The organism is Pseudonocardia sulfidoxydans NBRC 16205, assembly GCF_007989085.1.
In the GTDB taxonomy this organism is placed as follows: domain Bacteria; phylum Actinomycetota; class Actinomycetes; order Mycobacteriales; family Pseudonocardiaceae; genus Pseudonocardia; species Pseudonocardia sulfidoxydans.
Genome location: NZ_BJVJ01000019.1, coordinates 71,555 through 88,610 on the forward strand (window position 1 = coordinate 71,555; position 17,056 = coordinate 88,610).

Consider the following 17,056-nt stretch of genomic DNA (forward strand, 5'->3'; position numbering starts at 1 on the left):
ACTCCCTCAGAGCCTGACCACGGGCCGCCGGGCGGGCAGCTCCAGCCCGAGGTTCTCGCGCAGCGTGGTCCCCTCGTAGTCGTCGGCGACGATCCCGCGCCTGCGCAGCTCGGCCAGTAGCCCGTCGACGACGAGCTCGTGCTGCCGCGGGTCGGCCAACCCGTTGAGCGAGATCACGTCGAGCACGCCCGCCCGGAACCGTTCCTCGACCTTGTCGGCGAGCTGCTCGGGCGTCCCGACCTCGGCCCAGTGCCCGGTGTCCTGCGCGGCGACCACCAGCTCACGCAACGTGTAGCCCTGCCGGACGTAGCCGGCGAAGATGCCGACCCGCCCGCGCCGCCGGTTCACGGTGCGGACGTCGGGCAGCAGGCTCTCCGGGAGCGGCGCGTCGAGGGGCAGCTCGGCGAGCGCGGCGAGGTCGACTCCCCCGCCGAGCATGTCGGCGACCTGCGCCCGGCCACGGTCGAAGTCGATCGACTCCCGCCGCTCCCGCAGCAGCCGCCGGGCCTCCTCCTCGGTGGCGCCGTACGTCGCGTGGAACGAGCTGAAGATCAACGGCAGGCCGTCGGCGCGCCCGTGCGCGGCGGCCTCGGCCCGGATGCGGCGAGTGAAGTCGAGCGCGATGTCGAGCGTGGGCAGCGAGGTGAAGACGATCTCGGCGTAGCGCGCACCGAGCGCCCGCCCGGCGTCGGACTGCCCGGCCTGGATCTGCACCGGTCGCCGCTGCGGCAGCGGCGGGATGTTGATCGGGCCGGCGACGTCGAAGAACCGGCCCGAGTGGTCGATGCGGTGCACGCGCTCCGGGTGCAGGACCGCCCTCCCGTCGGCGCCCACGGTCAGCGCGTCGGGATCCCAGCTGTCCCACAGCGCGTTGACGACGTCGAGAGTCTCCGCGGCGCGCGCGTAGCGGTCCTCGGGACTCGGCAGCCCGCCCGGTCCGAAGTTCTCCTCGCCGAGGGAGGACGTCACCAGGTTCCAGGCGGCCCGACCGTTGCTGACGTGGTCGAGCGTGCCGAACAGGCGGGCGAGGTTGAAGGGGTGGTGGAAGGTCGTCGACACGGTGGCGATCAGCCCGATGCGCGAGGTCACCTGGCTGAGCGCGGAGACGAAGACCAGCGGTTCCTGCGACCCGATCGAGCCCTGCGCACCGAACGACAGCAGGTCTGCGGTGAAGAGCATGTCGATCCGGGCGTCCTCGGCCAGCCGGGCGACCCGCAGCGCGGTGTCCAGTGTGGACCGGGTCGGATCCACGGCGAGGTCGTAGGTGTCGGCCGCGCCCGCCGCCGTCACCGTCCGCAGCGTGCGGGCAGGTCGTGCGCTCACGACACCGCCCGCGGACGGCGCGGCTCGCAGAGGCCTGCGGGTGGGTGCAGGCCCAGGTCGTCGCACAGCGTCGTGCCGGCGTCGGGCTCCCACCAGGCGGCGGGGTGGAAGTGGGCCATCGGAATCGCATCCTCCATCGGTCCCGGCGTGAGCACCCGCTCCCGCCAGGCGGGGGGTTGCTGCGGCGTCGTCGAGCCAGGTCTCTCGGCCGCTCTGGATGGTGTCCCGGGGGACTCCCGCACTCTACGTATGGGTCGTCGTGTCGCGTCAATGATCCGCTCGACGATGTGACGCACCGGGCGCCGAAACCGGTCGCGAGTCGTCGACCTGTCCGAACAAGTCGTCCCGGAATCCCGATCAGCACGACGGTTCACGACCGGATGGCCACATCGACCGGACATTCCCGCCGGCGCCCCGGCCCGTCCCGTGACGACCACCTGTCGCTCTCGTCACTGCCCGGCCGCACCGCCGTCCGGTCGGGTCACGATGAGACATGCCCTCGTCCGCGCCACACGAGGTCCCCACCGCGGGCCACTTCGGTACCTACCTCGCCGAGACCGACGGCACCCGCGTCCTCGGCCTCCGCCCCGACCCGGCCGACCCGGAGCCCTCACCGATCGGGCTGGGCGTGCCGTCCAGCCTGACCGCGCCGTCGCGGCTCACCGCACCGTACGTGCGCCGCGGGTACCTCGAGCACGGTCCCGGTCCGGCGGGCGGGAAGCGGGGGGTGCGCGGGCGCGACACCTACGTCCGCGTCGACTGGGACACTGCCGTCTCGCTCACCGCCGACGCCCTGCGCGACACGATCGACGTGCACGGCAACGCCGCGGTGTTCGGCGGCTCGTACGGCTGGGGCTCGGCCGGGCGCTTCCATCACCCGCAGTCGCAGATCCACCGCTTCCTCAACCTGCTCGGGGGCTACACGCGCTCGGTGGAGTCGTACTCGTCGGCGGCGATGCAGGTCATCCTGCGCCGGGTCGGCGGCGGCTACGCGGCGGGACTGGCGTCGAACCCGATCTGGCGCGAGATCGGCGAGCAGCGCTCCCTCGTCGTCGCATTCGGCGGACTGCCCGGCCGCAACACGCAGGTCAACGGGGGCGGCATCGGCCGTCACACCAACCTGCGCGACCAGCGCCGGGCCCGCGAGCAGGGCGCGGAGTTCGTCTCGATCTCCCCGCTGCGCACCGACATCGACGACGCACTCGACGCCACCCGGCTGCCCGCCCGGCCCGGGACCGACGTCGCGATCATGCTGGCGCTGGCCCACGAGCTCGTCGTCGCCGGAGCGCACGACGTCGACTTCCTGCAGCGCTGCACCGTCGGGTGGAATCGGTTCGAGGACTACCTGCTCGGGCGCTCCGACGGCATCCCCAAGACCCCAGCGTGGGCCGCCCCGATCAGCGGGCTGCCCGCGGGCGACATCGGCGACCTCGCCCGGCGGATGCGCGGCAGGCGCACAGTGATCACGACGTCGTACTCGCTGCAGCGCGCCGACCACGGCGAGCAGGCACCGTGGATGGCGCTCACCCTGGCGGCGATCAGCGGGTCGCTCGGCCGGCCCGGCGGCGGCTTCGGCGCGGCGCTGGGCGCCCTGCACCAGCTGGGGCTCGAGCAGTCCCGGTTCCACCCGGCAGCGCTGCCGCAGGGCCTGCGCCGCATCGACTCGTTCATCCCCGTCGCCCGGATCGCGGACATGCTCCTGCACCCCGGCGAGCAGTTCGACTACGACGGCGGCCGCCACACCTACCCCGACGCGCGGCTCCTCTACTGGGTCGGCGGCAACCCGTTCCACCACCACCAGGACCTCAACCGGCTGGTGCGCGCGTGGCAGCGCCCCGACACCGTCGTCGTGCACGAGCACTTCGCCAACGCGCTCGCCCGCCACGCCGACATCGTGCTGCCCGCGGCGACGTGGCTCGAACGCGACGACTTCGCGGCGGGCGCTGCCGACCCGTACGTCTCGGCGATGGTGCGGGCGGCCCAGCCCCCACCCGGCGTCCGCACCGACCACACCATCCTCGCGGCCGTCGCCGACAAGCTCGGGATCGCCGACGAGTTCACCGAGGGCCGCTCCGAGCAGGAGTGGGTCGAGCATCTCTACGAGCAGACCCGCGACCGCGCCGCGCGGCTGGGCGCGACCCTGCCGACGCTCGACGAGCTGCGCCGCGTCGGCACCGTCGCGCTGCCGCAGCCGCCGCGGACCGTCGCCCCCTACACGGCACTGCGTGCCGATCCCGCGGCCAACCCCATCGCCACGCCCTCGGGTCGTATCGAGATCTTCTCCGACACCATCGCCGGCTTCGGCCTCCCCGGCTGCCCGGGGCACCCGACGTGGCTCGAGCCGAAGGAGTGGCTGGGCGCGCCCGCGGCCGTGACCTACCCGCTGCACCTGGTGTCGGGGCAACCGGAGCGGCGGCTGCACTCGCAGTTCGACAACGGGTCGCACTCGTCGGCGGGCAAGGTCGCCGGCCGCGAGCCGGTGCTGCTCAACCCCGTCGACGCTGCCGCCCGCGGCATCGTCGACGGCGCCGTCGTGCGCATCCACAACGCCCGGGGCGCCTGCCTCGCCGGCGCGGTGGTGTCGGACGCGATCCGTCCCGGGGTCGCGCGGCTCTCGACCGGGGCCTGGTACGACCCGTCCGGGCCCGACGGCCTCGACGTGCACGGCAACCCCAACGTCCTCACCGGCGACCGCGGCACCTCGCCGCTGGCCCAGGGCCCGAGCGCGCACAGCTGCCTCGTCGACATCGAGCGTTTCGAGGGTGAGCCGCCGCGGGTGACCGTCTTCGACCCGCTCCCCACGGCGCCCTGACCGGCTCCAGGGGGCGTTGCTACGGTCGCGCGATGCGAGTCCTGATCACCGGCGGCGCCGGTTTCATCGGCTCCCACGTCGCCGACCTGGTCGCGGCCGACGGCCACGACGTCGTCGTGCTCGACGCGTTGCTCCCCCAGGCCCACGGGGCCGGGGCGCCGGAGTGGACGGCCGGTCACGAGTTCGTGCGCGGGGACGTGCGCGACGCCGACGTGGTCCGGGGGCTGCTCGGTGGCGTCGACGTCGTCTGTCACCAGGCCGCGATGGTCGGGCACGGGGTCGACCCGTTCGACGCGCCGGACTACGCGGCGCACAACGACGTCGGCACCGCGGTGCTGCTGGCCGAGATGCACCGTGGCGGTGTCGGGCGGCTGGTGCTCGCGGGCTCGATGGTCGTCTACGGCGAGGGGCGCTACGACTGTGCGGAGCACGGGGTGGTGCGGCCGGGTCCGAGGGCGCGGGCCGACGTCGAGGCCGGGGTCTTCGAGCCACGCTGCCCGGTGTGCGCGCGTGAGCTGGTGCCCGGCCTGGTGCCGGAGGACGCGCCGCTCGACCCGCGCTCCACCTACGCGGCGACGAAGCTGGCGCAGGAGCACCTGGCGAGTGCCTGGGCGCGGCAGACCGGCGGTTCGGTGTGGTCGCTGCGCTACCACAACGTCTACGGGGCGCGGATGCCGTTCGGCACCCCGTACGCGGGGGTCGCGTCGATCTTCCGGTCGGCCCTGGAGCGCGGCGAGGCACCCCGGGTCATGGAGGACGGGCGCCAGCGCCGCGACTTCGTGCACGTCAGCGACGTCGCGGCAGCCAACCTGGCCGCGCTGACCACGCCCGTCGACGGGTTCGCCGCGGCGAACGTGTGCTCCGGGGAACCGCACACCGTCGGCGCCCTGGCGCGCGAGCTCGCCAGGGCGATGGACGGTCCGGAGCCCCAGGTCGTGGGCGGGGCCCGGCCCGGCGACGTCCGGCACGTCGTCGCGGACCCGGCGTTCGCACGCGAGCGGCTCGGGTTCCGGGCCCGGACGTCGTTCGCCGAGGGCGTGGCAGCGTTCGCCACCGACCCGCTGCGGTCCCCGGTCGGGTGACGGAGGTGGACGTCATCGATCGGTAAGCACGCGTGAGCGATCCGATCGGCCCCCGCGGATCGAAGATCGGTGTGTGCACCGTCCCGAGATCGTCCTGCCCTGCCTCGACGAGGCCGACGCGCTGCCGGGTGTCCTGGCCGGGCTGCCGCCGGGCTGGCCCGTACTCGTGGTGGACAACGGGTCGGTCGACGACACCGCCGCGGTCGCGCGGGCGCACGGTGCCCGGGTGGTCGCCGAGCCCCGCCGCGGATACGGCGCGGCCGTGCACACCGGGCTGGTGAACGCGACGTCGGAGCTGGTCGCGTTCCTCGACGGCGACGGCTCCCTCGACGCCGCCGCGCTGCCCGGGATGGCCGACGAGGTCGCGTCGGGGCGGGCGGACCTGGCCGTCGGGCGCCGCGTGCCCGATCCCGGGAGCTGGCCGTGGCACGCCCGGGCGGGCAACGCGCTGATCTCGGCGGAGCTGCGACGGCGCGGGGTCGCGGTGCACGACATCGCGCCGATCCGGGTCGCCCGGCGTGATGCGCTGCTGGGTCTCGAGATCGCCGACCGTGCGTTCGGCTACCCGCTGGAACTGCTGTTGCGGGCGGGATCGGCAGGCTGGCGCATCGACGAGCGTCCCGTGCGCTACTCGCGACGCGGCGGCGGCCGGTCGAAGGTCTCCGGGTCGGTCGCCGGGACGGCCCGGGCCGTCCGTGACATGGCGGGGCTGCTGCGGTGAGGGCGATGCTGATCGTCCTGGCCAAGGCGCCGGTGCCGGGGCGGGCCAAGACGCGGCTGTGTCCACCGGCGACACCCGCGCAGGCCGCGGCCGTCGCCGCGGGCGCGCTGCTCGACACCCTCGACGCCACCACGGCGGTCCCCCGCACGCGGACGGTCGTCGCGTTCACCGGGGACCTCGCGGCGGCCGCCCGCGCCCGGGAGGTCGGTGCCGCGGTGGGTCGCGCCGACCGGATCGCGCAGCGCGGGAACGGTCTCGGCTCCCGGATCGCCGCGGCCCACCACGACGCCGCCGCCCGCCACCCCGGCCTCGCCACGCTGCAGATCGGAATGGACACCCCGCAGGTCGATCCCCCGTTGCTGGCCCACTGCCTGGACCGGCTCGGCGGGCACGACACCGACGCCGTCCTCGGCCTCGCCCACGACGGCGGCTGGTGGGCTCTCGGGCTGCGCGACCCGGCCGACGCGGCCCTGGTCACCGACGTGCCCACCTCGCGGTCCGACACCGGCGCGCGGACGCTGTCCGCGTTGCTCGGCAGCGGACTGCGCGTCACGCTGCTTCCCGAGCTCACCGACGTCGACACCGTCGAGGACGCCCGGGCGGTCGCGGCGCTCGTGCCGGGCTCACGGTTCGCCGCGGCCGTCGACGCGATCGGCACGCCGCCGGGGTCGACCGCGTGAGCACGGCTGTCCACGAGCCGTTCGACGCGCTGCTCGCCGGGCGCGGCGGCCACCTGCACCGCGACGACGGCGTCGTCGTCGCGATGGACACGAACCGTTGGCGGGCAACGGCCGGCGCGGCGGACGGGTGGGTGCTGGACCGCTGCCGCGGTCCGGTCGTCGATCTGGGGTGCGGTCCGGGCAGGCTGGTGGCCGCGCTCACCGGCCGCGGGGTCCCCGCGCTGGGGGTCGACCACTCCCCCGTGGCCCACGTCCTGTGCCGGCGGCGGGGGGCGCCGATGGTGCGTCGCGACGTCTTCGACCCGTTGCCGGGCGAGGCCGCGTGGTCTCACGTGCTGCTCGTCGACGGGAACATCGGCGTCGGCGGCGACCCGGTGCGGCTGCTGGCGCGGGCGGCGGCGTTGCTCGCGCCGGGCGGGACGGTGCTCGTCGAGACGGGGCCGCACCCGGGCGAGTGGTGGTGCGGGACCGCGCGGCCCTGCGCCGACGGCGCGCTCGGCGACCCGGTGCCGTGGGCGTGCGTCGGTGCCGACGCGCTGCGCACGGTCGCGCCGTGGGCCGGCCTGCGGGTCGCGGACGTCGCGGTGGCCGCCGGGAGGTGCTTCGCGGAGCTGGTCGCGGCGTGAGCGGGTCAGGCGCGCGACGCGGACGCCCGCGGGAGCGCCAGCTCGAACACGCAGCCCGGTTCCCGGTTGCGGACGCCGATCGTGCCGCCGTGGGCCTCGGCGAACGCGCGCGCGATGGCGAGCCCGAGACCGGCGCCGGGGCCCTCCCCGGGGGTGCGGGCGGCGCCGCCGCCGCGGAACCCGACGGTGAACACCCGCGGCAGGTCCTCCTCGGCGATCCCGCCGCAGCCGTCCTGCACCCGCAGCCACGCGTGGTCGTCGCGCTGCCCGGCGGTGAGCTCGATGCGCCCGCCGGGCGGGGTGTGCCGCACGGCGTTGGCGAGCAGGTTGCGCACGGTCCGGGTGAGCTCGGAGTCGCTGCCGCGCACCACCGGCCACCGATCGGGGTCGTCCGCGACGATCTCGACGCCCGCGGCCGCGGCCACCGGGCCCTCCGCGGCGACGGCGTCGGACACGACCTCGCCCAGTGCCAGGGGGACGAGCGAGAGCTGCAGGGACGCCGACGTGGCCCGCGACAGCTGGAACAGGTCCTCGACCATGCCCGCCATCCGGTCGGACTCGCGGCGGATGCGCGCCAGGTAGTCGGCGACGTCGACCGGGTCGCTGACGATGCCGTCGGCGATCGCGTCGGTCATCCCCCGGATCCCCGCCAGCGGGGAGCGCAGGTCGTGGCTCATCCATGCGACCAGCTCGCGGCGGGCGGCCTCGGCGTGCCGTTCGGCCGCATGCTCGGCGGCGTCGGCCTCGCGCTGCCACAGCGCCTCCCGGGCGAAGCGGCGGCCCAGCCACCACGCCACCGGGACGGTGACGACGCCGACGACGGCGCACACCGCGATCGTCCCGAGCAGCTGCGGGGTGTACATCAGCCCGCTGACCCCGATGACCCCGCCGAGGGCCGCGGCCAGCGGCACGAGGCCGAGGGTGACCATCGCTGCGGCGATCGACCTGCGCCGCATGACGTGCAACAGCACCCCGCCCACCGCGGCGACCGGGAGCGCGAACAGCAGCGCGAGCGGGACGGCGTGCGCGAGGTCGGCGAGCATCACTCACCCCTGCAGGTCGTAGCGGTAGCCGGTGCCCCAGATGGTCGCGATCCGGCGGGGCGCCGTCGGGTCCTGCTCGACCTTCTCCCGCAGCCGCCGCACGTGGACGGTGACGGTCGAGCGGTCGCCGAACTCCCAGCCCCACACCCGCGCGAGCAGCTCCTCACGGGTGAACGCCTGCCCAGGGTGGGTCAGCAGGAAGGCGAGGAGGTCGAACTCCCGGGTCGTCAAGGCCAGCGGGCCGCCGTCGAGCGTGGCAGTCCGGGCGGCCGGGTCGACGCGCAGGGTGCCGTCGACGAGCACCGCCGACGCGGGCTGCGCGGCCGTGCGCCGCAGGATCGACGCGACCCGCAGGACCAGCTCACGCGGGCTGAACGGCTTCGTGACGTAGTCGTCGGCGCCCAGCTCCAGGCCCAGCAGCCGGTCGTCCTCCTCGCCGAGCGCGGTGAGCATGACGATCGGGGGCAGCTCGCCGTCGGCGCGCAGGGCGCGGCACACCTCGAGCCCACCCAGGCCGGGCAGCATCAGGTCGAGCACGACGACGTCGGGCGGGGTCGCCCGGGCCGACCGCAGCGCCGCGACCCCGTCGGCCACCAGCGCGACATCGTGACCGGCCGCGCCCAGGTAGCGGCCGACGACGTCGCGGACGGTCTCGTCGTCGTCGACCACCAGGACGTGTGCGCACACGCACGTCACGCTAGACCGCCGCGGACCCGTCGAGCGGGTTCGTCACCGGTCGGTAAGGCGGGCTGACGAGGTGGTGACGGAACGGCTCGGGCGGGCCCGCGCGGCCCTAGCGTCGGTCGCCATGCGGATACGTTGGCGCAGCCCGATCCGGGGCCCGTGGTTGACCTCGGTGTTCGGCCTGGTGCTGCTGTGTGCCCTGCCCGTGGTCATCGTGACCGGGCTCCTCGACTGGGTCGCCTACGGTCCCGGCGCCATCCCCGCCGACGTCGGGGCTCTGCACCTGCCGCGCCTCGACTGGCCGACGCGGCCCGCGTGGCTGTTCCGGCTCACCCAGGGTCTGCACGTCGGCCTCGGGATCGTGCTGGTCCCGGTCGTGCTGGCCAAGCTGTGGTCGGTCATCCCGAAGCTGTTCGCCCGGCCCGACCGCAACCTGCTGAAGCTGGCCGAGCGCGCCACGCTCGTGCTGCTCGTCGGCGGCATCCTGTTCGAGATCGTCACCGGGCTGCTGAACATCCAGTACGACTACGTGTTCGGGTTCAGCTTCTACGCCGCGCACTACGCGGGGGCGTGGGTGTTCATCGCCGGGTTCGTGCTGCACGTCGCGCTCAAGCTGCCGACGATGGTGCGCAGCCTGCGGTCGCGGTCGTTGCGGACCGAGCTGCGCACGCCGCCGGCGCGGACCCGGCCGGAGCCGCCCGACGAGGGCGGCCTCGTCGCTCCCGAGCCCGACCCGCCGACGACGAGCCGGCGCGGCGCGCTCGCGCTCGTCGGCGGGGGCGCGGTGCTGCTCGCCGGGCTCACCGTCGGCCAGACCCTCGACGGCCCGTTGCGCGCCACCGCCCTGCTGCTCCCCCGCGGACGGACCGCCCCCGGCGACTTCCCCGTCAACCGCACGTTCGTCGCCTCCGGCATCTCCCCGGACGCCGTGGGTACGGGCTGGCGTCTCGACCTCGGCGCCGTCCGGCTGACCCGCGACGAGCTGGCCGCGCTGCCCCAGCACACCGCCGACCTGCCGATCGCCTGCGTCGAGGGCTGGTCGACGCAGCAGACGTGGTCCGGGGTGCGGCTGCGCGACCTCGCCGCGCTCGCCGGCGTCGCGGACCCCACGGGCGCGACCGTGCGCTCGGTCGAGGAGGGGCCGTTCGCCCGCGCCGCGCTCACGGCCGGGCAGGTCCTCGACCCCGACTCGCTGCTCGCGTTGCGCGTCAACGGATCCGACCTCACCCGCGACCACGGCTACCCGGCGCGGGTGATCGTCCCGGCGCTGCCCGGGGTGCACTGCACGAAGTGGGTCGCCGCGATCGGGTTCTCCCGATGAACCGGGTCAGGATGGTCGGCGTCCTCGCCTGCGTCGCGCTCGCCGGGTACGCCGCGACGATCATCGTCCGGGACCCGACGCTGCACCCGTCGATCGTCGGCATGCTGATCTGGTTCGCCGGTGCGCTGCTGCTGCACGACCTCGTGCTGTTCCCGCTCTACACGGCGGCCGACCGGGTGATCGGGCTGCTGCCCGCGACCCGGGTGCCGCTGGTCAACCACGTCCGGGTCCCCCTGCTAGGCGCGGCGCTGACGTTGCTGGTGTACCTGCCGGGGATCGTCCGGCAGGGCGAACCCGTCGTCCTCGGCGCGTCGGGCCTGGACCAGGGCCCGTACCTCGTGCGCTGGCTGTGGCTGGTGCTGGCGATGACCGGGGTGTCGGCGCTGGTCTGGGTCGTGCGGGTCACCAGACGGTCAGCAGCAGATGGTTGACGGCCAGCGCCACCACCGCCTGCGCGAGCAGCCACGCGCGGGGCCGCGGCAACGCCCCGCACGCGAGGGTCGCCCACACCGCGAACGGCAGCCAGATGCGCTCCACCTCGGCCTTCGACATGCCGGACAGGTCGGCGAGCAGGATCGCGGCGACGGCGGCCCCGACGAGCAGCCCCGCCGCGCGTGGCAGGGCGCGGACCCGCGACAGCGCGGCGACGGTCGCCGGGCCCAGCGCGAACGCGACCGCCGCCAGGTTCGCCCACACGAAGAAGCCGTACGGCCGGGTCGCGGCGATGCTCGCGGCGTAGATGACCTTCACGTCCGCGTAGCCGGTGCCCCACCAGAACCCGGCCGCGGTGAACCCGGCGACCACGACGGCGACCCCGGCCAGTGCGGGGACGAGGAGCCGCCACCGCCGCGTCGCGACGAGCACCGCGAGCGGGAACAACGCACCCAGCACCAGGCCGTACGACAGGTACAGCGCGTAGCCCAGGACCGCACCGGCCCCGACGGCGACGACCGTGCTCTTCCGGGCCGCCGCGATCGCGAGCAACGCGACGCCCCACGCCAGCCACCCGGCGAACAGCCCGTCGGCCGACACCCCGACCCACACCGCGCCGGGGAACAGCACCGAGAAGGGCAGCACCCGTCGCGCCAGGTCCTCGTGGCCCAGCGCCCGCAGGGTCACCGCCACCGCGACGGCCGCCGACGACCCCACCGCCATCACGACGACACCCGCCGCGCCGCCGGACCCGAGCCCGATCCGGTCGAGCACCGTGAACACCAGGAACGCGCCGGGCGGGTGCCCGCCGACGTGCGTCGTCCAGAACCACGTCTGCGCCGGGTCGACCGCCGTGGTCAGGATGTGGTCGGCGAACACCCGCAGCATCGGGCCGACACCGCCGAGCTCCGCGACCCGCGGCACGTCGTGCAGGTACTCCTCGCCGCTGGTCAGCCGCTCCACCACGCCCCGCTGCCAGCCGTCGACCAGCGCCAGCGAGACCGTCCACGCGAACGCCGCCGCGAACCCCGCCCGCAGCAGCGGCCCCCAGCGCAGCCGCGCCGCCAGGCCCGGACCCCACGCGACCGTCGCGACCGCCACGACGACCGCAGCCGGCGTCCCCGGCCCGACATGGGGCAGCCATTCCGCGAGCAGCGGCGGCCAGCCCAGGAAGATGTCGACGCCCGCGGCCAGCAGCCGGCGCCCCACCACCGCCGCCACGACGACGAGCACTACGACGGCGCCGACGACCACTGCGTCCGTACGGACGCCGGTCCGCTCGCGAATGGCGCGCACCGGGTCACGCTATCGGCCGACCGCGGCGCCGAACCCTTACGAGGTCGGGACGTCGCTCGTGTCGACCGGTGTCAGGGACGGGACAGGATCGTGACGACGCAGGCGTTGCCGTCCATGCCTGCGGCGCCCCCGCCCATCGTCTCGACCATGCCGACGCGGTGGCGCGCCACCTGACGAGCCCCGGCGCGCCCGCGCAGCTGCCAGGCGATCTCGGCGATCTGCGCGGTCCCGGTGCCGCCCAACGGATGTCCCCGCGACAGGAGGCCGCCGCTGGGGTTGACGGGCTGGACGCCGTCACGAGCGGTGTGCCCGGAGGGGGCCAGCTCCGCGCCCTTGCCGCGGGGCGCGACGCCGAGCGCCTCCAGGGTGACGATCTCGCCGATCGTGAAGGCGTCGTGGACCTCCATGACGTCGATCTCCGACGGGGTCCGCTCGGCCTGGGCGTAGGCCTGCTCGGCGGCGCGGGCGACGCTCGCATAGCCCCAGACGTCGTCGCTGCGGTGGTCCCACAGCGCGCCGGACACCATCGCCGACGCCTCGATCCGCAGGTCCCCTTCCCGGCCGCGCTCCCCGCCGACGATCACCGCGCCCGCGCCGTCGCTGGTGGGACAGCACTGCAGGAACGTCAGCGGCTCGGCGATCATGCGCGACGACAACACCTCCTCGATCGTCGGCGCCGCCTTGCGCAGCTGGGCGCGTGGGTTGTCGAGACCGTTGCGCTTGTTCTTCACCGCGACGGCCGCGAGCTGCTCGGGCGTCACCCCGAACTCCTGGACGTAGCGCTGCGCACCCAGGGCGTAGAGCCCCGGCAGGGGCAGCGACGACGCGCCCTCGGGGTCGGTGGCCTCGGGGACGATGGCGCCGGAGAACAGCGTCGACATCTGGTCGACGCCGAGGACGAGCACGCAGCCGAACCTGCCGGAACGCACCGCCTCGACGGCCTCGTGGTACGCGCTCGTCCCACTGGCGCAGGCATTCTCGACCGTCCACATCGGAACACCGGGCAGGCCGATGCCGCGCTGCACCCGCGTCGCGACGCCGGGCGGGCCGAACACGGAGCCGACGATGATCGCGTCGATGTCCGCCGGGGTGATCCCGGCGTCGGCGACGGCCTCGGCAATCGCGGTCCAGCACAGCTGTTCGACACGCTTCTCGGGCTGCAGGCCGTAGTCGCTGGTGCCGACGCCCCAGAGCATGGGGTTCACGCCGTCACCTCCGCGACCAGGTCACCGGCGTCGGTGCCGGTGATGCGCAGCCGCTCGCCTGTTCTCAGGATCGCGGGCTCGACGAGGTGCACCAGGACGCGGGGGCCGTCGTCGAGATCGAGATAGGCGAGCCCGAACGGCGGGCGCCGCTCCCCCACCGGGATCCCGACGACCGTCGACGTCCACGCCGCGCCCGTCGTCGCGAACCGGGCCGGCTCCACCGTGCCGTAGCACGACGGGCACCACGGGATCCCGTTCTGCGCCACCGGGTACCGGCACACCGTGCACCGCACGCCGACGACCGCGTCGCCGTCGAACACCGGGCGGGAGTCGGCGACGGGCAGCCCACCGACCGCCGACCCCGGGCGCCGTTTCGTCGGGCGGCCCTCTCCGAGCGCCATCAGTGGTCCCCCTCCAGGGTCAGCTCGAAGCCCGGGCCGTCGATGTGCAGGTACGCCCCCACCGACGTCTCCACGAGCTCACGGATGAAGCGGGCCTGCTTCGTGGTCGGGGCGAAGTCGCGGTTGCGCTGCGGGGTGGCCCGCATGGCCTCGACGTCGGCCTCCGGGACGAGCAGCCGCAGGATCAGCTCGTCGTCGGAGATGTTGCCGCCGAAGCGCGTGCGCAGCTCGTCCAGCGACGGCTGCGGCGGCTGCCAGTCCGTGTAGCTCTTCGCCTTCGCCGAGCCCATGATCGTGTCGAGGACGTTCTGGTCGAGTGGCGCCACGGGCGTCCCGTAGAAGCCGTGCGCGTAGATCATCACCTCGTCCGGGACGACCGAGTACCGCTTGCCCGTGACGATGTTCAGCACCGCCTGCGTGCCCACGAGCTGCGAGAACGGCGTCGCCATCACGGGGTAGCCGAGCTCCTCGCGCACCCGCGACATCTCGTCGAGAACCTCCTCGAACCGGTCCTCCATCCCACGCGCCTTGAGCTGGTCCTTGAACGTGCCGGTCATGCCGCCGGGCAGCTGGTGGCGGTAGAGGAACAGCGAGTACTCGGCCGGCTTGCCGACGGGCAGGTTCTCGTACTCCGCCACCCGCAGCAGGTGCTCGGCGACGGGCGCGAACCGCGTCTCGTCGAGATCGACGTCGTATCCCGCGTAGCGCAGGTTGGCGACGGTGTTCTCCGTGCTGGGCAACGACACCCCGGCGGCGAGGGGCCCCGACGCGGTGTGCACGACGTCGGCGCCCGCGAGCACACCCTCCTGGTAGTTGATCGGGGCGAGCGCGTTGTTGCTGTGGAAGTGGATCTCGACGGGGATGTCCGGCGCGGCGGCCTTGATGGCACGCACCAGGGTCCGGGTCCGCTCGGGGGTGAGCAGCCCGGCGGCGTCCTCCAGCTCGATGCCGTCGGCGCCGAGCGCGACCAGCTCACGGGTGCGGGCGGCGTAGTACTCGTCGGTGTGGAACGGGCTGTCCGCGTAAAGGATGCACGGGATCGCCCGGGCGCCCTCGGCCTGCGCGGTCTTGACGAGGCGACCGATCTTGTCGGTGTTGAACAGGCCGTCGTAGATCCAGAAGCTGCCGATCCCGTGCGCGACGAGCCGCTGCACCCACAGGTCCATGACGCTGTCGGCGGTGAGCCCGAACGTCACGATCCCGTTGGAGCGCGTCCCGGCCCGGACCGTGGTGCGCGGCATGGCCCGCGACAGCGAGATCAGCTGCTCCCACGGGTCCTCCTTGCAGTGCCGCGCAAGGACCTCGAAGATCGAGCTGCCGACGAGGTCGATCGTGTGGAAGCCCGTCCGGTCCAGCTCGCCCGCGATGGGCAGGCCCATGTCACGGCGCAGCTTCATGCCCCACCAGCTCTGCGGGCCGTCGCGCAACGTCTGGTCGATGATCTCGATCTTGCGCTTCTCCGGGGCGACGTTCAGATAACTCATCGACGAGTCTCCAGGTAGTGGGGCAGGCCGTGCTCGGCGATCCAGTTCGTGGTGACGCGCCCGGCGCGGAAGTCGGGATGGTCGAGTGCCGCGCGGCAGAACTCGCGGGTCGTGGGCACGCCCTCGACGCGAAGCGCGTCGAGCGCGGCGAGCATCCGGTCGATCGCGGTGTCGCGGTCCGGCCCGAAGGCGATGATCTTGGCGAGCAACGAGTCGTAGTACGGGGTCACGACGTACCCGGGCTCGCAGTGGCTGTCGACGCGGATGCCCTCGCCCGTCGGCGGCTCCCAGACCGACACCGTGCCGGGGTGCGGCACGAAGCCGCGCGCGGGGTCCTCCGTCGTGATGCGGACCTCGACGGCGTGGCCTGTCACCTCGACGTCGTCCTGGGTGAACCCGAGCGGCGCGCCACCCGCGACCCGGAGCTGCGCGGCGACGAGGTCGATGCCCGACACCAGCTCGCTCACCGGGTGCTCGACCTGGATGCGCGCGTTGAACTCCAGGAACGCGTACGGCTGCCTGCCGGCCGGGCCGGTTTCATCAGAACTGCCGGCCGGGCCGGTTTCCTCAGAACTGCCGGCCGGGCCGGTTTCATCAGAACTGTCGGCGTCGTAGATGAACTCGACGGTCCCCGCGCTGTCCAGCTCCAGCGCCCGCGCGAACGCGACGCCGCTGCGGCGGATGTCGCGCCGCACGTCGTCGGGGATGTTCGGGGCCGGGGACTCCTCGACGACCTTCTGGTGCCGGCGCTGCAGCGTGCAGTCCCGCTCGCCGACGTGCACGACGGTGCCGTGCTTGTCGCCGAGCACCTGCACCTCGATGTGGCGGGCGTTGCGCACGAAACGCTCCAGGTAGACGCGGCCGTCGCCGAACGCCGAACGGGCCTCCTCCGCCGCGGCGACGAACCGGCTGCGCAGCTGCGCCTCGTCCTCCACGACCGACATACCGCGCCCGCCACCCCCGGCCGCGGCCTTGACGAGAACTGGATAGCCCAACGCGTCGGCTGCAGCGACGGCGTCCGCCGTCGTTTCCAAGATCGGCGATCCGTCCAGCGTCGGGATGCCGGCGGTCCGGGCCAGCTCACGGGCCCGGGCCTTGTCCCCCGCCTGCGCGACCGCCTCCGGCCGCGGCCCGACGAACGTCAGCCCCTCGTTCACGCACGCCGCCGCGAACTCCGGATTCTCCGACAGAAACCCGTACCCGGGATGGACGGCGTCGCAGCCGGTGCCGAGCGCCGCGCTGAGCACGGACGGGATCGCGAGATAGCTCTGGCCCGCGGAGGGAGGGCCGATGCAGACCGCCCGGTCGGCGAGCCGCGCGGCCATACCGTCCCGGTCGACCGTCGAGGTCACGACGACCGACTCGATCCCCAGCGACCGGCACGCCTTCACGACCCGCACCGCGATCTCCCCGCGGTTCGCGACGAGCACCCGGCGCAGCGGACGGGCCTCGACCTGCGTCGCGGAAAGCGCCGGGCTAGCCATCGGCCGGCCTGATGAGGAACAGCGTCTGCTCGAACTCCACGAGGTCCGCGTTGGCCGCACACACCTGCACGACGGTCCCCGCCACCGGCGCGACGACGGGGTTCATCAGCTTCATGACCTCGACGATCGCGAGCTGCTGGTCGTGGGTCACGGTGTCGCCGACAGCCACGAACGGCGGCTGGCCGGGGCTCGGCGCCACCCAGAACGCCCCCACCGCGGGCGAGCTGACGGCCACACACCCGGTGGTGTCGACGCCCCCGCCCACCCCCGGCGTTGCACGAACGACACTGTCACGCGACTGAGTTGCGCCACTGTGCCGTTCGTTCGCCGGGGGTGCCGCCGCGGGTGCCGCCGGGGGTGCCGCCGCGGGCGCCGCCTCCGGGGCTGCACGAACGGCACTGTCACGCAACTCAGTGGCGCCACTGTGCCGTTCGTTCGCGATCGGGGCGGGCGCGGCGGGGG

Annotated in this window: 17 protein-coding genes and 1 riboswitch; of the genes, 7 read left to right on the forward strand and 10 right to left on the reverse strand. The window is 74.3% G+C overall.

Going from position 1 to position 17,056, the window contains the following annotated elements; genetic code table 11:
- Positions 1-6: 6 nt before the first annotated feature.
- Together PSU4_RS12085 and PSU4_RS31235 are read right to left on the reverse strand one after the other, a co-directional pair.
- Positions 7-1,323: an NtaA/DmoA family FMN-dependent monooxygenase gene (locus PSU4_RS12085; protein WP_147106606.1), complete on the reverse strand. Its 1,317-nt coding sequence runs from the start codon at positions 1,321-1,323 to the stop codon at positions 7-9.
- Positions 1,320-1,460, reverse strand: coding sequence for a hypothetical protein (locus tag PSU4_RS31235; protein WP_186816892.1), 141 nt, complete (start codon positions 1,458-1,460; stop codon positions 1,320-1,322). The genes PSU4_RS12085 and PSU4_RS31235 overlap by 4 nt, the downstream gene beginning before the upstream one ends.
- A riboswitch (SAM riboswitch) is annotated at positions 1,454-1,547 on the reverse strand. It overlaps the preceding gene by 7 nt.
- Positions 1,548-1,816: 269 nt before the next feature.
- On the opposite strand from PSU4_RS31235, the gene PSU4_RS12090 reads away from it, so the two are divergent.
- The 5 genes from PSU4_RS12090 to PSU4_RS12110 all read left to right on the forward strand — a co-directional run bounded on the left by PSU4_RS12090 (position 1,817) and on the right by PSU4_RS12110 (position 7,244).
- The gene (locus PSU4_RS12090) at positions 1,817-4,135 is read left to right on the forward strand and encodes a molybdopterin-dependent oxidoreductase (protein WP_147106609.1); all 2,319 of its coding nucleotides are present in this window, start codon (positions 1,817-1,819) and stop codon (positions 4,133-4,135) included.
- A gap of 32 nt (positions 4,136-4,167) precedes the next feature.
- Complete coding sequence (locus tag PSU4_RS12095) at positions 4,168-5,217, forward strand: NAD-dependent epimerase/dehydratase family protein (protein WP_147106611.1); 1,050 nt, start codon at positions 4,168-4,170, stop codon at positions 5,215-5,217.
- Positions 5,218-5,290: 73 nt separating this feature from the next.
- Complete coding sequence (locus PSU4_RS12100) at positions 5,291-5,938, forward strand: glycosyltransferase family 2 protein (protein ID WP_147106614.1); 648 nt, start codon at positions 5,291-5,293, stop codon at positions 5,936-5,938.
- Positions 5,939-5,943: 5 nt separating this feature from the next.
- Positions 5,944-6,618, forward strand: a complete 675-nt coding sequence (locus tag PSU4_RS12105) for a TIGR04282 family arsenosugar biosynthesis glycosyltransferase (RefSeq protein ID WP_147106617.1) — start codon at positions 5,944-5,946, stop codon at positions 6,616-6,618.
- Entirely contained in the window at positions 6,615-7,244 is a 630-nt protein-coding gene (locus PSU4_RS12110) for a methyltransferase domain-containing protein (RefSeq protein ID WP_246115065.1), read from the forward strand. The genes PSU4_RS12105 and PSU4_RS12110 overlap by 4 nt, the downstream gene beginning before the upstream one ends.
- Positions 7,245-7,249: 5 nt before the next feature.
- On the opposite strand, the gene PSU4_RS12115 is transcribed toward PSU4_RS12110, so the two are convergent.
- On the reverse strand, positions 7,250-8,287 hold the full coding sequence (locus PSU4_RS12115) for a sensor histidine kinase (protein WP_147106620.1): 1,038 nt from the start codon (positions 8,285-8,287) through the stop codon (positions 7,250-7,252).
- Positions 8,288-8,290: 3 nt separating this feature from the next.
- Positions 8,291-8,983, reverse strand: coding sequence for a response regulator transcription factor (locus tag PSU4_RS12120; RefSeq protein WP_222596231.1), 693 nt, complete (start codon positions 8,981-8,983; stop codon positions 8,291-8,293).
- A 112-nt stretch (positions 8,984-9,095) separates the two neighbouring features.
- Between PSU4_RS12120 and PSU4_RS12125 the strand changes: the two genes are divergently transcribed.
- Together PSU4_RS12125 and PSU4_RS12130 are read left to right on the forward strand one after the other, a co-directional pair.
- Positions 9,096-10,292, forward strand: coding sequence for a molybdopterin-dependent oxidoreductase (locus PSU4_RS12125; RefSeq protein ID WP_147106626.1), 1,197 nt, complete (start codon positions 9,096-9,098; stop codon positions 10,290-10,292).
- Positions 10,289-10,723, forward strand: a complete 435-nt coding sequence (locus tag PSU4_RS12130; RefSeq protein WP_147106629.1) for a hypothetical protein — start codon at positions 10,289-10,291, stop codon at positions 10,721-10,723. Before PSU4_RS12125 ends, PSU4_RS12130 begins: the two co-directional genes overlap by 4 nt.
- On the opposite strand, the gene PSU4_RS12135 is transcribed toward PSU4_RS12130, so the two are convergent.
- From PSU4_RS12135 to PSU4_RS32295, 6 genes are all read right to left on the reverse strand, one after another.
- Positions 10,695-12,020: a hypothetical protein gene (locus PSU4_RS12135; protein ID WP_147106632.1), complete on the reverse strand. Its 1,326-nt coding sequence runs from the start codon at positions 12,018-12,020 to the stop codon at positions 10,695-10,697. The two genes, PSU4_RS12130 and PSU4_RS12135, sit on opposite strands and share 29 nt — an antisense overlap.
- A 71-nt stretch (positions 12,021-12,091) precedes the next feature.
- Positions 12,092-13,216, reverse strand: a complete 1,125-nt coding sequence (locus tag PSU4_RS12140) for a thiolase family protein (protein WP_186816893.1) — start codon at positions 13,214-13,216, stop codon at positions 12,092-12,094.
- A gap of 5 nt (positions 13,217-13,221) precedes the next feature.
- Complete coding sequence (locus PSU4_RS12145; RefSeq protein ID WP_222596232.1) at positions 13,222-13,626, reverse strand: OB-fold domain-containing protein; 405 nt, start codon at positions 13,624-13,626, stop codon at positions 13,222-13,224.
- Positions 13,626-15,110: a hydroxymethylglutaryl-CoA lyase-like TIM-barrel protein gene (locus PSU4_RS12150; RefSeq protein ID WP_147106640.1), complete on the reverse strand. Its 1,485-nt coding sequence runs from the start codon at positions 15,108-15,110 to the stop codon at positions 13,626-13,628. Before PSU4_RS12150 ends, PSU4_RS12145 begins: the two co-directional genes overlap by 1 nt.
- Positions 15,107-16,594, reverse strand: coding sequence for an acetyl-CoA carboxylase biotin carboxylase subunit (locus PSU4_RS12155; protein WP_147106642.1), 1,488 nt, complete (start codon positions 16,592-16,594; stop codon positions 15,107-15,109). The genes PSU4_RS12150 and PSU4_RS12155 overlap by 4 nt, the downstream gene beginning before the upstream one ends.
- The gene (locus tag PSU4_RS32295; protein WP_246115066.1) at positions 16,587-16,829 is read right to left on the reverse strand and encodes an acetyl-CoA carboxylase biotin carboxyl carrier protein; all 243 of its coding nucleotides are present in this window, start codon (positions 16,827-16,829) and stop codon (positions 16,587-16,589) included. Before PSU4_RS32295 ends, PSU4_RS12155 begins: the two co-directional genes overlap by 8 nt.
- Positions 16,830-17,056 lie beyond the last annotated feature (227 nt).